Below are 13,799 nucleotides of genomic sequence, written 5' to 3' on the forward strand. Positions count from 1 at the left end.
CATGTTCGCCATCAAGCCCACCCTCGTCGGGCAGCGGGTCACGCTGCGTCCCGTCGGCCCCGAGCACGTCGAAGGCCTGCTGGAGCTCGTCACCGACCCCGAGGTCAAGCGCCTGACCGGCTCCCACGCGGGCGTCGACCCCGAGCCCGCCGCGATGTGGTACGCCACCCGCAAGGATCACCACGACCGGCTCGACCTGGCCATCTGCCACGAGGACGAGTACGTCGGCGAGATCGTGATCAACGAGCTCGACGCAGGCAATCTCTCGTGCAACCTGCGGATCGCGCTGCTCGGCTCGCGCGTGTTCGGCAAGGGCTTCGGCACCGAGGCGATCGGGCTCGTGCTCGACCACGTCTTCGCCACCACCCCGATCAACCGCGTCAGCCTGGGCGTCTACGACTTCAACGAGCGGGCCAGGCACGTCTACGAGAAGGTGGGCTTCGTGACGGAAGGGGTGCTGCGCGACGCCCTGCTGTGGGAGGGCCGCTGGCACGACGAGATCGTCATGTCGGTGCTGCGCCGGGATCGGGTCGCAACCAAACCCGAGATCGGCGCATCTAAGCTGCAGTGACGACGCGTTTGCTTGCCGGGGACCCTGACCGGCTGGGCGGCTACTTGCTGGCGGGGCGGCTCGGCTCGGGTTTCGACGCCTACGACCGCGCGGGCCGGCGCTACGCGATCACGATGGCCCGCGGCAGGGCGCCCGTGGTGGCGCCGCACTGCGTGGCCAGGGTGGTCGAGTCGGGTCCCGGTTTCGTGGTCAGCGAGTTCGTCCAGGGGCCGAGCCTGCGGGAGGCGGTGGCGCACGCCGGTCCCTACGCGGGCGACCGGCTGCACCGGATCGCGGTCGCGCTGGCCACCGCGCTGGTCGCCATCCACGACGCGGACGCCGTCCACCGCCATCTCGGGCCCGACTGCCTGCTGCTCGGCCCCAAGGGCCCCAGGGTGACCGGCGTCGGCACCGCCGACGCGCAGCGTCCCGCCCCCGAGGTGTTCACCGGGGAGAGCGCAGGGACTCCGGCGGACGTGTTCGCGTGGGGCGCGACCGTCCTGTTCGCCGCGACCGGCCGCGACCCGTTCGAGGGCGAGAGCCTGGGCGAGCTCATGCACGCGGTGCTGACCGTCGACCCCGACGTGAGCGACCTGCCGGAACCACTCAGGTCCATGGCGGCCAGGGCGCTGGCCAAGGAGCCAGGCGACCGGCCCACCGCGCGCGAGCTGCTGATCGGCCTGACCGGCAGCGCCGAGCCCGCCGTAGGCGCGCACCTGGCCGCCGAGGTCAGACCGCCTGAGGGGCTGACCGGCACTCCCCCGCTCGGCGACGTGGCGGAGGGCGTCTACCAGAGCCTGCCGTCCGAGCAGCAGTCGACGCTGCCGGAGACGCTGCTGCGGATGCGCGAGCCGGGCAGGCTTCCGCTGGCCGAGGTCGAAGGCGATCCCGCCGTCGCCGCGCTGACCGAGGCCGGCCTGCTGGTACGGCGGAGCATCGCGGTGCCGCCCGTCGACAGGCCGGAGGGCAGGCTGGTCGCCGTCGCCGACGCCTCGGTGAGCCCGGCCAGCCCGGCGCTGTTCCACGCCTGGCCGCGGCTGCGCTCGTGGGCGGAGGACGTCACGCCGTTGCGGCGGCGCAGGCTCAGGCGCAGGGTCGCCGTGGCGGGGCTCGCGGCGGGCGTGGCCGTGGCGCTGGCCGCCACGGTGGTGACCGTGACGAACGTGGTGCCGCACCCTCGGCAGGCGGTGACGACCGACCTCGCCGCCGCCCACCAGGCGACCCGCGACGCGGCGGCCCGGCAGACGACAGCGCGGGAGATGACCGCCCGAGAGGTAGCGGCCAGGGAGGTCGTGGCGCGGGCGGAGAGCCTGCGCAGCGCGGACCCCATGACCGCGATGAAGCTGAGCGTGGCCGCGTGGAGCCTGGCGCCGGTGCCGGAGGCCCGCAACGCCCTGCAGCGCTCCCTGGGTCAGAGCGACCTGGGCGCCTTCACCGTTCCCCGGCCGGTCGCGGGCACCACCTACCTCCTGTCCGACGACGGCGCCAGCCTGCTCGGCCAGGGAAAGAAGCAGGTGCGGCGCTGGGACCTGGCCACGGGGAAGCCCACCGGCCGGCACCGGCTGCCGAAACCCGCCGGCGCGTGGACGGCGCTGTCGGGCGACGGCAGGATCTACGCCGCCGGTGACTCCACGGCGGTGCGGGTGTGGAACCTGACCACGGGGGCGGCGATCCGGGGTTCGTGGCCCGGCGGCAAGCCCGCGCTGCACGCCCGGGGCAGGCTCCTCAGCGTCACCGACGGCCGGCGCACCAGGCTCTACTCCACCAAGGGCGGAGCCCCGCTGCTCGACGTCACCCGCAAAACGATCGTCACCTCCGCCGACGGCAGGTGGGCCACGGTCGCGGCCACCTCGGGCAAGGTCGAGGTGTGGGACCTGACCGAACGCGAGCTGCTGTACACCCACGCGAGCGAGCCGTACGTCGGCGACGGTGGGGCCAAGCTCCCTCCCGCCTCGGCGTTCAGCCCCGACGGCCGCCGCGTGGTGATCGGCGACGCCGTCCTCGACACCAGGACGGGCGACTCGAAGGCGCGGCTGAACCAGGAGGAGCACGACACGGGCGGGCGAGGGCCGCTGTCGTTCTCCCCCGACGGCCGGTTCCTGCTCGAACCCCTCGACAACGGCGAGATGGACGTGCGGCCTCCCGAGCGAACGGGAGACCGGCAGGTCCGGCTGTGGCGGCTGTCCGACGGGCACCTGCTCGGCGCCTATCCTGCCAGGAAGGCCACGGGCCGGTTCGTCTTCGGCGCCGACGGCGGGTCCATCCGCTACACGGTGGAAGGCGGCAGCGTCCTGTCGATCGACGTCTCCGACGTGCTGACCGACGCGCCGCGGCAGCAGCCGATCGCGCTCAGCGCCCCCAGGCAGTCCTTCGCCGACGTGCCGCCGCAACGCCTCCTGTCCCCCGACGGCGCGGTGGCCGCCGTCCAGCAGGGGCGGCGCACCGCCCTCTACGACACGGCGGCGGGACAACCGATGGGCGACCTCCCCGCGACGGGTGAGCTGTCCTTCGACGGCGAGGGCAGGCTGCTGGCCGTGGGAGGAGAGCGCACCACCGTCTGGGACGTGGCCACCCGCACGCAGGTCCGCGCGATCCCCACGGGCAGCGTCGACGACGTGGCGCTGTCGGCCGACGGCCGGTTGCTGGCGGCCGTGGGAGCCGACGGCCTCGAACTATGGAGCGTGCCCGAGGGCACGCTGGTCAAGGGCCCCATCAACACGATGGGGCTGCCGCTGGCCTTCTCCCCCGACGGCAGGCGCCTGTTCGCCGGACACGATCTCGTGGACCTGTCGTCGGGCAAGGTCACCCCGGCCGGCTCGGGCGACAGCCTCGCCACCGCCTTCAGCCCCGACGGCACCACCGCCGCCTTCGTCGTGGACGCCGACTTCTTCTCGGTGTGGAAGCTGTCCACGTGGCCGCCGCGCACCGTCGAACGGTCGGCGTACGGCACCAGCATCCGGTTCTCCCCCGACGGGACACTGCTGGCAATGGGCGGCGACTACACCACGCTGTGGGACGCGGCCACGCTGCGCGAGATCAGCAGGGTGCCGCTCGGACAGGACGTCGCCGACGTGGCCTTCAGCGCCGACGGCTCGAAGCTGATCGGCCTGCGGCAGGACGGCAGCGTGCGGGAGAGCCCCGTCGACCCCGTCATGGCCGCCGAGGCCGTCTGCGCCAAGGCGGGCGGCGCGCTGGACGAGGCGGGATGGGAGCGGCTGTTCCCCGACACGCCGTACCCGGGCGGAATGTGCTCTTGAAGGGCGCGCTCCGACGGCCCGTCCAAGACCTGGCGCTCATACCCTTGGTGACGTGCTCAGTAGTAACCGGTTGCGGGTCCTGCTCGAAGTGTTCAGGACGGGCAGCATCGCGGGCGCGGCCAGGGTGCTCAAGCTGTCGCCTTCCGCGGTGTCCCACCAGCTCTCGCGCCTGGAGCAGGAGGCGGGCGTCGGCCTGGTCGAGCGTAACGCGCAGAGCCTGCGCCTGACCGAGGCGGGCCGCCGCCTGGCCATCCGCGCGCAGGAGGTCGTCGACATCATCGAGGCGGCCGAGAAGGACCTGCTCGCCCAGGCCAGGGTCGATGCGGGCGAGCTGCGCATCGGCTTCTTCGCCTCCGCGGGCTATCGGCTGCTGCCGCTGGCGCTGTCGAGGTTCGCCTCCAGGTACCCGAAGGTGGCGCTCGACCTGGTGGAGGGCCAGCCGTACGAGCTGCTGCCCGATCTGGAGCGCGGCGCGCTCGACGTGCTGGTGGTCTTCGAGCACGCCCTCGATCCGTGGCAGTGCCCCGAGGGGGTCGAGGTGGTGCACCTGTTCGACGAGCCGCAGCTGCTGGTCGTGCCGACCGGGCACGCCGCGGCCCAGCGGCCGAGGGTACGGCTGGCGGACCTGGCCGACGAGCCGTGGATCACCACGTTCGGCGCCGAGCACCCCGTCTCGATCCTGGAGCGGGCCAGCACCCTGGAGGGCTTCTCGCCGCAGATCCGCTGCCGCAGCGACCACTACGAGGTGACGATCGGCCTGGTGCGGGCCGGGCTCGGCGTCGCGCTGGTGCCGAGCCTCGGCCTCATGGGCGCGACGGGGCTGCAGACGTGCCGCCTGGTCACGCCGAACCTGTTCCGCAGGATCGGCGTGGCCAGGCGGCCGACCAACCCGAATCCGGCCGCCCGGTCCTTCCTCGCCTACCTTCGCACGGCCTCCGCGCAGCTCAGGAACTCGCTGGAGCCCTCACTGCGCTGAGGCCTTCACTTCGCCGACGCGCGCTCGGCGATGGCCAGGCCCGCCTGCCGTACGGCGGAGGCCAGCTCGTGCTCGGCGCCGGACGGGCCGTGGGCGAGCACCGCGTAGGCCACCCGCCTGTCCATGATCCCGACGTCGGACCTGATGCCGTCGTCCGTGCCGGTCTTGTTGGCCAGCCAGCCACCCTCGGGGTCGTGCCTGACCAGGGCGGGCACCAGGCTGTGGTCGGTGTTCTGCTGCATCCAGCCCCGCATGAGCACCTGCCAGCCGTCCGCGCCCGCCACGAGCGCGGCCAGCGCGGCCAGCTCGGCGGCGGTGCCGATCGCGAACGTCGGCGGGTCGCCGGGGCCGCGCGGCTCCCTGATCCGGTCGAGCAGCCTGGTCCTGGACAGCCCGAGGGCGGCGGCCGCGGCGTTGACCCGGTCGACGCCGACCCTGCGCAGCAGCGCGTTCGTGGCGGTGTTGTCGCTGATCGCGGCGGTGAGCAGGGCCAGGTCGCCGATCGTCCAGCTGCGGCCGGACAGCGACAGCAGCAGGCCCGAGCCGCCGCAGTAGTCGTCGTCGTGCAGCGTGACCGGCGTGTCGGGGTGGAGGATGCCGCCTTCGATGCTCATCGCCACCTCGGCCAGCAGCAGCAGCTTGCCGACGCTGGCCAGCGGCAGCTCGACGTCCTCGTTGACGCCGTGCGTCTCCCCTGTCACCAGGTCGCGCGTGGCCACGGCGAGCATGATGTCGTTCACAGGCCGATGATCCTTCCTGGCAGCTCGCCGGTGAGCGTGCCGTGCTCCACCGCCGGTCGTCCCGCGACGACGACGGCCTCGACGCCGACGGGCGGCAGCAGCGGGTCGGCGTAGGTGGCGCCGTCCGCGACGGTGACGGGGTCGAACAGGACCAGGTCGGCGTGCGCGCCGTCGCGCACCACTCCCCTGTCCTTCAGCCCGAACCGGTCGGCCGCCATGCCCGTCATCTTGTGGACGGCGCTCTCCAGCGGGAACAGCCCCTGGTCGCGGGAGTAGCGGCCGAGCACCCTGGGGAAGGTGCCCGCCAGGCGCGGGTGCGGGTGCCCCGGCTTGGGCACGCCGTCCGAGCCGATCATGGCGAACTCGCTGGCCAGGACCCGCTGGACGTCGTCCTCGCGCATCGAGTGGCTGATGATCGTCACCTCGCCCTCCTCGGCGAGCAGCAGCTCGGCGGCGATGTCGACGGGGTCGCCGAGGTCGCCGCCCAGCTCGGCGATCGTGCGGCCCTCGACCTCGGGATGGTTGGCGGCGCAGGCGACCGAGATGCGGTCCCATCCGCCGTTGCCGACCGTGTTCTCCCAGCCGGGCACGCCGTCCTCGATCGCCCTGCGCATCCGGTCGCGTTCGCCGGGCCGGCGCAGCCGGTCGAGCAGCGCCTCCGTGCCGCCGTCGTTGGCCCACGGCGGGAACATCGCCGACAGCGACGTGCTGCCCTCGGTGTAGGGGTAGACGTCGCAGGTGATGTCCATGCCCTGGGCGCGCAGCTCGGCGATGCGCGGGAGCGTCCGTTCGGTCCTGCCCCACGCGTACTTGCCCGCGGTCTTGTGGTGGCTGACGTGCAGCGCCGCCCCACTCCTGCGGGCGATCTCGACCGCCTCCTCCAGCGCCTCCTCCACGCGGGACATCTCGTCCCTGAGGTGCGTGACGTACGGCTTGCCGTACCGTGCCGCGACGCGGGCCAGCGCGACCACCTCGGCGGTGTCGCCGTACGTGCCGGGGGTGTAGATGAGCCCCGTGGACAGGCCCGCCGCGCCGGCGGCCAGCGCGTCGTCGAGCAGCGCGCACATCGTGTCGAGTTCGGCGGCGGTGGCGGGCCGGTCCTCGTAGCCGAGCACGCCCGCCCTGAGCGTGCCGTGGCCGACGAGGGAGGTCAGATGGTTCGAGCGGGGGGCGTGCCCGTGCGCCTCCACGAACGCCCCATAGTCCTGAAATATCGGGATGTCGCCGCCGAAGCCTGCCCTGCTGGACCTGCGCAGGGCGGCGACCCGCTCGGGCAGGGCGGGAAACAGGCTCGAACCGCAGTTGCCGCAGATCTCGACGGTCACGCCCATGCGCACGGGAGCGGCGGCCAGCTCCTTGCCCGCCGCGCCGAGCAGGGTGACCGCGTCGGAGTGGGTGTGCACGTCGATGAAGCCGGGCGCGACCACGAGCCCGGTGGCGTCGATCACCCGCGCTCCCCCGGCCTCAAACGGGCCGCCCTCGGGCAGCAGGACGAGGCGGCCGTCCGTGACACCGACGTCGGTACGGCGCAGCGGCGCGCCCGTCCCGTCGGCGACGAGGCCACCGCTGATCAGCAGATCGAGGCTCACGGAACGGCCACCGTACCCTTCGGAAGAAGCGGGCAGTTCACAGGCCCTCCTCCGTCGGGCCTGTGAACCAGGTTGCTGTGTTGATTGGTTCGCTCGCAAGCTCGCTTCACAGGACCTGCCCCAGGAAGGCGCGGGTGCGTTCGTGGCGCGGGCTGGACAGCACCTCGCGCGGCGCGCCCTCCTCCACGATCACGCCGTCGTCGATGAACACCAGATGGTCGCCCGCCTCCCTGGCGAAGCCCATCTCGTGCGTCACCACGATCATCGTCATCCCGCTGGCCGCCAGGTCGCGCATGACCTGCAGCACCTCCTGCACCAACTCGGGGTCGAGCGCGCTGGTCGGCTCGTCGAAGAGCATGACCTTGGGGTTCATGGCCAGGCTGCGGGCGATCGCGACCCGCTGCTGCTGGCCGCCCGACAGCTGCCGCGGATAGTGCCCGGCCCTGTCGGCCAGGCCCACCCTGTCGAGCAGCGCGAGGGCGTGCGAGGTCGCCGCCGCCTTCGAGACGCGCTTGACCGTGCACGGGCCCTCCATGACGTTCTCCAGCGCGGTCATGTGCGGGAACAGGTGGAAGCGCTGGAAGACCATGCCGATCTCCTGCCGCTGCCTGCACAGCTCGTCGGGCCGCAGCAGGTGCAGCTTTCCCGACTTCTCGGCGAAGCCCATCAGCTCGCCGTCGACCCACACCCGGCCCGCGTCGATCGTCTCCAGCCGGTTGACGCAGCGCAGCAGCGTCGACTTGCCCGAGCCCGAAGGGCCGACCACGCAGACCACGCCGCCGACCGGCACGTCGAGGCTGACGCCCTTGAGCACCTCGATGGGCCCGAAGCGCTTCCTGACCGATTCGATCTTCACCATGCTAGTGGCCACGGCTGAACCTCCTCTCCAGGAAGCGCTGGCCGACGGTGGCCACGCTGGTGAGCAGCAGATACCACGCCGAGGCGACGACCAGCAGCGCGATGACCTCGAAGTTGTCCAGGTAGATGCGCTGCGAGACGGTCAGCAGCTCGGCGCCGGAGATGACCGAGACCATCGAGGTGGTCTTCAGCATCGAGATGAACTGGTTGCCGGTGGGCGGGATGATCACCCGCATCGCCTGCGGGAGCACGACCCTGCGCAGGATCTGCCGGTGCTTCATGCCCAGCGACTCGGCCGCCTCCCGCTGTCCCGGATCCACCGAGCGGATGCCCGCGCGGACGATCTCCGCCATGTAGGCGCCCTCGTTGATGGTCAGCCCGAGCAGCGCCGCGGTGAACGGCGTGATCAGCTCGTTGGCCGGCCACTGGAGGAACATCGGACCGCCGAACGGGATCCCGATTCCGATCTCGGGGAAGACCAGGCCGATGTTGAACCAGAAGATGAGCTGCACCAGCAGCGGCGTGCCGCGGAAGAACCAGGTGTAGAGGCCCGCCGCGCCGCGCAGCACGGGGCTGTCCGACAACTGCATGACGGCGGCCGCCACGCCGAGGCCGACACCGATCGCCATCGACAGCGCGGTCAGCGCGATCGTGATCCACAGGCCGCCGAGGATGCGGCCGTCGAGCAGGAACTCGACGATCACGTCCCAGTGCAGGTTGGGGTTGACGACGACGGTGTAGGCCAGCCACACCATGACCAGCGCCGCCACCCCTCCCGCGACGATCCGCCCCGGCCTGGGTGGCCTCACCGCCTCGATGCGGAGGTCGATGTCCTTCATGCGCCGGTGTTGATCGTGACCTTGGAGACGGCGTTGGCCGTGGTGCCGTACTTCTCCAGGATCTTGCCGTACTCGCCGCTGTCGATCAGCTCCTGCAGCGCCTTGGCGACGGCGTCGCGCAGGCCCGTCTGCTTCTTGTCGACGGCGATGCCCCACGGTCCCGCGTCGTACTGCTCGGGCAGGACCTCGTACTTGCCGGTCTCCTTGGCGTACATGGCGGCCACGGGCGAGTCGACGATCGTGGCGACGGTACGGCCGGCGTCGATGGTGAGCAGGCCGGTCGGCGCGTCCTCGCTCTGCATGATCTCCATCTTCTGGGCGCACTTGTCGTTCTGCCGTTTGCCGATCTCCAGGTTGGAGCTGCCCTTGGCCAGGACGACCTTCCTGCCGCACAGGTCCGCGAGGGTCTTGATGCCCTCGGGGTTGCCCTTCCTGACCATGATCGAGCCGCCCGCGTTGAAGTAGTCGACGAAGTCGACGGCCTTGCGGCGCTGCTCCAGGTCGCTGAGCGCGGCCATGGCGATGTCCCACCTGCCGCCCTGCAGGCCGGGGATCAGGCCGTCGAAGGAGGCGTTGACGATGCGCGTCTTCAGCCCGAGCCGCGCGCCGATCGCGACGGCCAGGTCGGCGTCGACGCCGGTCATCTCCTGGGTGCCGGGCTTGTACATCTCCATCGGCGGGTAGCCCTCGGAGGTCGCCATCCGCAGTTCGCCCGATTTCCTGACGGTGTCGGGGACGAGGTCCTTGGCGCTCTTGCCCGTCGCCGAGGGCGGCGTGGGCGCCGCCGTACCCGAGGTGGACCTTCCGCATCCCGCGCCCAGCGCGCAGACCGCCACCAGGGCGATGACCAGGTGTTTTCGCATGGGACCTCATGGTGGTCAGCCCGCGACGCCCCACCAAGCCTCGTGAAGGCATGCGACCCTCACCAACGAATCCATCGAGGCTCAGCTCTCGCAGGCATCGGATCTGCCTACGCTCCCCACCCATGAGCTTGGACATTTGGCCCCAGACCGCCACCTGGCACGGCGGGGAGCTGCACCTCGGCGGCGTCGGCGCGGTCGAGCTGGCCAGGGTGTACGGCACGCCCGCCTACGTGCTCGACGAGGCCGACTTCACCGCCCGCGCCCGCTCGTGGCTGGACGCGCTTCCCGACGGCGACGTCCACTACGGCGGCAAGGCGTTCCTGTGCCCCGAGGTGGTGCGCTGGCTGGACGGGCTCGGCCTCTCGCTCGACGTGTGCACCGGCGGCGAACTGGCCGTCGCCAGGGCCGGAGGGATGCCGCCCGAGCGGGTCGTCTTCCATGGCAACAACAAGTCGCCCGCCGAGCTGCGCCGCGCCGTCGAGTGGGGCATCGGCTGCGTGGTCGTCGACTCCTTCACCGAGATCTCCAGGCTCGCCGCCATCGCCGCCGACCTGGGCGTCAGGCAGCGGGTGATGGTCAGGGTGACGCCCGGCGTCGACCCGCGCACCCACGCCTTCATCGCCACCGGCGGCGAGGACTCCAAGTTCGGCTTCTCGCTGAGCTCCGGCGCGGCGGCGCTCGCCGTCGAACGGGTGACCGCCGAACCCTCCCTGGAGCTGTACGGCCTGCACTCCCACATCGGCTCGCAGATCTTCGACCTGGACGCCTTCGGCACGGCCGCGGCCAGAATGGCCGAGTTCGCCGCCGGCTTCGGCGTGACCAGGCTCGACCTGGGCGGCGGCCTCGGCATCGGCTACCTGCCGACCGATCCCACCCCGCCGACGCCCGCCGAGCTGGTCGCCGTCCTGAAGAAGGAGACGGCGGGCCTGCGCCTGGCCGTCGAACCCGGCAGGTCCATCGCCGGGCCCTCCACGGTCGCGCTCTACGAGGTCGGCACGATCAAGGGCAGCTACGTGAGCGTCAACGGCGGCATGAGCGACAACCCCCGCCCCGGCATGTACGGCGCCGCCTACACCGCCTCGCTGGCCAACCGCGCCTCCGACGCCCCGCGCAGCCCGTTCACCGTGGTCGGCAAGCACTGCGAGAGCGGCGACGTGCTGGTCAGGGACCTCCCGCTGCCCGACGACCTGCGGCCTGGCGACCTGCTGGCCGTACCGGTGTCCGGCGCCTACCAGCGCTCCATGGCCAGCAACTACAACCACCTGCCCCGGCCCCCCGTCGTGGCCGTCCGGGATGGCGCGGCCAGGGCGATCGTCCGCCGCGAGACCGAGGAGGACCTGCTCAGGCTCTACCTGTAGGGGATTGCAGATTCATCCTTTGCGGGCGCCTGGTGCGTTACGGCGAAGGTTAAGGGCATATGCGGGCCATGGCTGAGTTCCTGACTGACATCAAGACCATCCGCGAGCGCGCCAGGGCCGAGATCGGCAAGGGCCCCATCACCGACGCATACGGCGCGGACGTGGAACGCGTCATCCAGGTGTGCAACGAGGCGCTGGCGACCGAGATCGTCTGCGTCCTGCGCTACAAGCGCCACTACTACACCGCCACCGGGATCATGGCGGAGTCCGTCGCGGCGGAGTTCCTGGAGCACGCGAACGAGGAGCAGGAGCACGCCGACCGGCTGGCCGCCAGGATCGTGCAGCTCGGCGGAGAGCCTGACTTCAACCCCGACACGCTGACGTCCCGTTCGCACTCGCAGTACGACTCCAGCGCCAGGCTCACCGAGATGATCAAGGAGGACCTGGTCGCCGAGCGGATCGCGGTCGCCGCCTACACCGAGATCGTCCAGTGGCTCGGCGACAAGGACGTCACCACCCGCCGCGTCTTCGAGGACCTGCTGGCCAAGGAGGAGGAACACGCCGACGACATGAAGAGCCTCCTGGAGCGCATGCCCGGCTAGTTGCGGGCCGCCCACAGGCCGAGGCCCAGGGCCACCGTGTGCTCGGGGGTGTCCACGCGCGCCACCGGGATGCCCAGGTCGCGACGCAGCCTCCTGGGCAGCCCACTCAGCCGGGCGCCGCCGCCCGTCAGCAGCAGCCCGCGACGGGCCACGTCGGCGGCGATCTCGGGCGAGCACGACTCGATCACCTCCCGCACCGCCTCGACGATCGCCCGCACCGCCGGGTCGATCGCCTCGTACACGCACTCGGCCGACACCGTGGCGTACATCGGCGCCCCGTGTCTTGGATGGGCGCCGCTCACCTCCATCCGGCAGCCCGCGAGAGGCTCGCAGGCCACGCCGAGCTGCTGCTTCAACGACTCGGCCGTCCTGTCGTCGATGACGACCCCGTAGGCGCGCCGCACCTCCAGCTTGATCGCGCTGTCCATCGCCTCGCCGCCGGTCCGCATCGACCTGACCGCCACCGCCCGTCCCATCGAGACCGCCGCCACGTCGGTGGTGCCCCGGCCGACGTCCACGACGATGGCCGCGATCGGGTCGGCCAGCTCCAGCCCCGCGCCCAGCGCCGCCGCCAGCGGCTGCTCCATGAAGGTGATCTGGCGGGCCTGCGCCTCGTAGGCCGCCTCCAGCGCCACCTTCCGCTCGATCGAGGTGATGCCGCCCGGCACCGCGATCGTCATCCTGGGCCTGGCGAACGGGTGCCCGTGCACCTTGTGGACGAAGTGGCGCAGCATCCGGCGGGCGGCGTCCGGCTCGACGATCACTCCGTTCCTGACCGGCCGTACGGTGACCATGCCGGTCGTCTTCGTGGCCTCCGCGCCGAACGCGACGATCTGCCCGGTGTCGGGGTCGACGGCGACGAGGGAGGGCTCGTTGAGCATGATGCCCCTGCCGCGCACGTGGATGCGGGTGCCCGCCGTACCGAGATCGATGGCCAGGTCCCTGCTCAGGAACGGGAGCATCGATTCGAGCCGCCTGACACTCATGCCGTTCCTCATGATTGTTGCGTTGCCTGCCCGGGGTCCGGGCAACACCAATCGCTCATCCCAAATCAGCAAATGTGCCAGGAAGGGGGGTATGTCCTCTCCGCGCAGTCGACTACACAGCACTACGCATAGGTGCACGGCTCCCTGGGGCCGAACGGCGCGGGGAAGAGCACCACGATCCGCGTGCTGCCGGGCCTGATGCGCGCCGAGGCGGGCACTACGACTGGGCAGGGGCGGAAAAACGGCACCGGGTCTACCGCGACTGCGGGGAGAGGACGTGGGACAGGGCGTGGCGGAGGTTGGCGGCGAAGGAGTCGGTGGTGCCGGGCTCCAGCCAGTGCCGGCCCGCCACACGGACGGCGCCGACGACGGCGGCAGCCGTAACGGCGGAAAAGAGGTCGGGGTCGGTGCCGGTGCGGGCCGCGATGGCGTCGGCGAGCGGGGCTTCGGCCATGGTGAACGCCTTCAGCGCCTCGCCCTCCAGCTCGGGCGTCAGCATGATCATGCTCAGTCCTGCCCTGTCGGGTTCGGGGTCGGTGTAGAGCTCGATCACGGCCGCGATGATGGCCTCAGCCAGGGGTTCGTCGGCGGGGCGGGCGCGTAGGGCCTTGCCCGCGCGCCTGGACTGGTCGGCCTGGAAGGCGCAGATCGCCTCTGCCCTGCTGGAGAAGTAGTTGTTGTAGGTGCGGGGCGAAACCCCGGCGGCCGCGGCGATGTCGTTGACGCGGACGAGGGCCAGCCCGCTGGGGCCCTGCTCGATGGCCAGGCGCAGCGCGGCATGACTGATCGCCTCCCGGGTGGCCTGGCTGTGGCGGGTCCGGAGGTCCGCGGGCTCGTCGCTCATGGGAAAACTCTACCGAACTTGCGTGTCACGCACTATGTGCGTGGCACGCAAGTTGTGTGTAGAGTGCGGGGCACGCTGGCACTCGCGCCTGGAGAGTGCCAATCAGCCGGGACGGCGGGGTCCCTGGCCAGACCTTCCGTCGCGGGCGCCGTCCCGGCAGACCCACCACAGAGCAGGAGCAGACGATGACCTCGAAGATGATCGCGTTCGACGAGGACGCCCGGCGCGGTCTCGAGCGCGGGATGAACCAGCTCGCCGACGCCGTCAAGGTGACCCTCGGCCCCAAGGGCCGTAACGTCGTGCTGGAGAAGAAGTGGGGCGCTCCCACGATCACCAA

Annotated in this window: 12 protein-coding genes; 5 read left to right on the forward strand and 7 right to left on the reverse strand. The window is 71.6% G+C overall.

What is annotated here, in order from left to right; all coding sequences use genetic code 11:
• Position 1 precedes the first annotated feature (1 nt).
• From ACFXJ8_RS36120 to ACFXJ8_RS36130, 3 genes are read left to right on the forward strand one after another with little or no spacing between them, the layout of a single operon-like run.
• Positions 2–571 (forward strand): GNAT family N-acetyltransferase, encoded by a 570-nt coding sequence (locus ACFXJ8_RS36120; protein ID WP_379648763.1) that lies wholly within the window; start codon positions 2–4, stop codon positions 569–571.
• Positions 568–3,807 carry a hypothetical protein gene (locus ACFXJ8_RS36125; RefSeq protein WP_379648765.1) on the forward strand — a complete coding sequence of 1,080 codons (3,240 nt, stop codon included), beginning with the start codon at positions 568–570 and terminating at the stop codon, positions 3,805–3,807. The genes ACFXJ8_RS36120 and ACFXJ8_RS36125 overlap by 4 nt, the downstream gene beginning before the upstream one ends.
• A gap of 52 nt (positions 3,808–3,859) precedes the next feature.
• Positions 3,860–4,783, forward strand: a complete 924-nt coding sequence (locus ACFXJ8_RS36130) for a LysR family transcriptional regulator (RefSeq protein WP_379648767.1) — start codon at positions 3,860–3,862, stop codon at positions 4,781–4,783.
• Between the two features lie 5 nt (positions 4,784–4,788).
• Here ACFXJ8_RS36130 and ACFXJ8_RS36135 read toward each other — a convergent pair whose 3' ends face one another.
• From ACFXJ8_RS36135 to ACFXJ8_RS36155, 5 genes are all read right to left on the reverse strand, one after another.
• Entirely contained in the window at positions 4,789–5,523 is a 735-nt protein-coding gene (locus tag ACFXJ8_RS36135; RefSeq protein WP_379648769.1) for a serine hydrolase, read from the reverse strand.
• Entirely contained in the window at positions 5,520–7,112 is a 1,593-nt protein-coding gene (locus ACFXJ8_RS36140; RefSeq protein WP_379648771.1) for an amidohydrolase family protein, read from the reverse strand. The genes ACFXJ8_RS36135 and ACFXJ8_RS36140 overlap by 4 nt, the downstream gene beginning before the upstream one ends.
• A gap of 106 nt (positions 7,113–7,218) precedes the next feature.
• Positions 7,219–7,971 carry an amino acid ABC transporter ATP-binding protein gene (locus tag ACFXJ8_RS36145; protein ID WP_379648789.1) on the reverse strand — a complete coding sequence of 251 codons (753 nt, stop codon included), beginning with the start codon at positions 7,969–7,971 and terminating at the stop codon, positions 7,219–7,221.
• Position 7,972: 1 nt separating this feature from the next.
• On the reverse strand, positions 7,973–8,809 hold the full coding sequence (locus tag ACFXJ8_RS36150) for an amino acid ABC transporter permease (protein ID WP_379648773.1): 837 nt from the start codon (positions 8,807–8,809) through the stop codon (positions 7,973–7,975).
• Entirely contained in the window at positions 8,806–9,672 is an 867-nt protein-coding gene (locus ACFXJ8_RS36155; RefSeq protein WP_379648775.1) for an ABC transporter substrate-binding protein, read from the reverse strand. The genes ACFXJ8_RS36150 and ACFXJ8_RS36155 overlap by 4 nt, the downstream gene beginning before the upstream one ends.
• 8 nt (positions 9,673–9,680) lie before the next feature.
• On the opposite strand from ACFXJ8_RS36155, the gene lysA reads away from it, so the two are divergent.
• Both lysA and ACFXJ8_RS36165 read left to right on the forward strand, forming a co-directional pair.
• Positions 9,681–11,030: a diaminopimelate decarboxylase gene (gene lysA, locus ACFXJ8_RS36160; protein WP_379648777.1), complete on the forward strand. Its 1,350-nt coding sequence runs from the start codon at positions 9,681–9,683 to the stop codon at positions 11,028–11,030.
• 68 nt (positions 11,031–11,098) lie between these two features.
• Positions 11,099–11,632 (forward strand): bacterioferritin, encoded by a 534-nt coding sequence (locus ACFXJ8_RS36165; protein ID WP_379648779.1) that lies wholly within the window; start codon positions 11,099–11,101, stop codon positions 11,630–11,632.
• Here the strand turns inward: ACFXJ8_RS36165 and ACFXJ8_RS36170 are convergent.
• Positions 11,629–12,618 (reverse strand): rod shape-determining protein, encoded by a 990-nt coding sequence (locus ACFXJ8_RS36170; protein ID WP_379648781.1) that lies wholly within the window; start codon positions 12,616–12,618, stop codon positions 11,629–11,631. The two genes, ACFXJ8_RS36165 and ACFXJ8_RS36170, sit on opposite strands and share 4 nt — an antisense overlap.
• A 253-nt stretch (positions 12,619–12,871) precedes the next feature.
• Positions 12,872–13,462, reverse strand: a complete 591-nt coding sequence (locus ACFXJ8_RS36175; RefSeq protein WP_379648783.1) for a TetR/AcrR family transcriptional regulator — start codon at positions 13,460–13,462, stop codon at positions 12,872–12,874.
• Between the last annotated feature and the right edge of the window lie 337 nt (positions 13,463–13,799).

The sequence above is a fragment of the Nonomuraea sp. NPDC059194 genome (genome assembly GCF_042754765.1).
In the GTDB taxonomy this organism is placed as follows: Bacteria; Actinomycetota; Actinomycetes; order Streptosporangiales; family Streptosporangiaceae; genus Nonomuraea.

Bases quoted from the DNA above. Each gene is read 5' to 3' on its own strand.
- ACFXJ8_RS36150 (WP_379648773.1), bottom strand. From the start codon at position 8,809: ATGAAGGACATCGACCTCCGCATCGAGGCGGTGAGGCCACCCAGGCCG.
- ACFXJ8_RS36165 (WP_379648779.1), top strand. From the start codon at position 11,099: ATGGCTGAGTTCCTGACTGACATCAAGACCATCCGCGAGCGCGCCAGG.
- lysA (WP_379648777.1), top strand. From the start codon at position 9,681: ATGGTGGTCAGCCCGCGACGCCCCACCAAGCCTCGTGAAGGCATGCGA.
- ACFXJ8_RS36170 (WP_379648781.1), bottom strand. From the start codon at position 12,618: ATGAGTGTCAGGCGGCTCGAATCGATGCTCCCGTTCCTGAGCAGGGAC.
- ACFXJ8_RS36120 (WP_379648763.1), top strand. From the start codon at position 2: ATGTTCGCCATCAAGCCCACCCTCGTCGGGCAGCGGGTCACGCTGCGT.
- ACFXJ8_RS36175 (WP_379648783.1), bottom strand. From the start codon at position 13,462: ATGAGCGACGAGCCCGCGGACCTCCGGACCCGCCACAGCCAGGCCACC.
- ACFXJ8_RS36155 (WP_379648775.1), bottom strand. From the start codon at position 9,672: ATGCGAAAACACCTGGTCATCGCCCTGGTGGCGGTCTGCGCGCTGGGC.
- ACFXJ8_RS36145 (WP_379648789.1), bottom strand. From the start codon at position 7,971: ATGGTGAAGATCGAATCGGTCAGGAAGCGCTTCGGGCCCATCGAGGTG.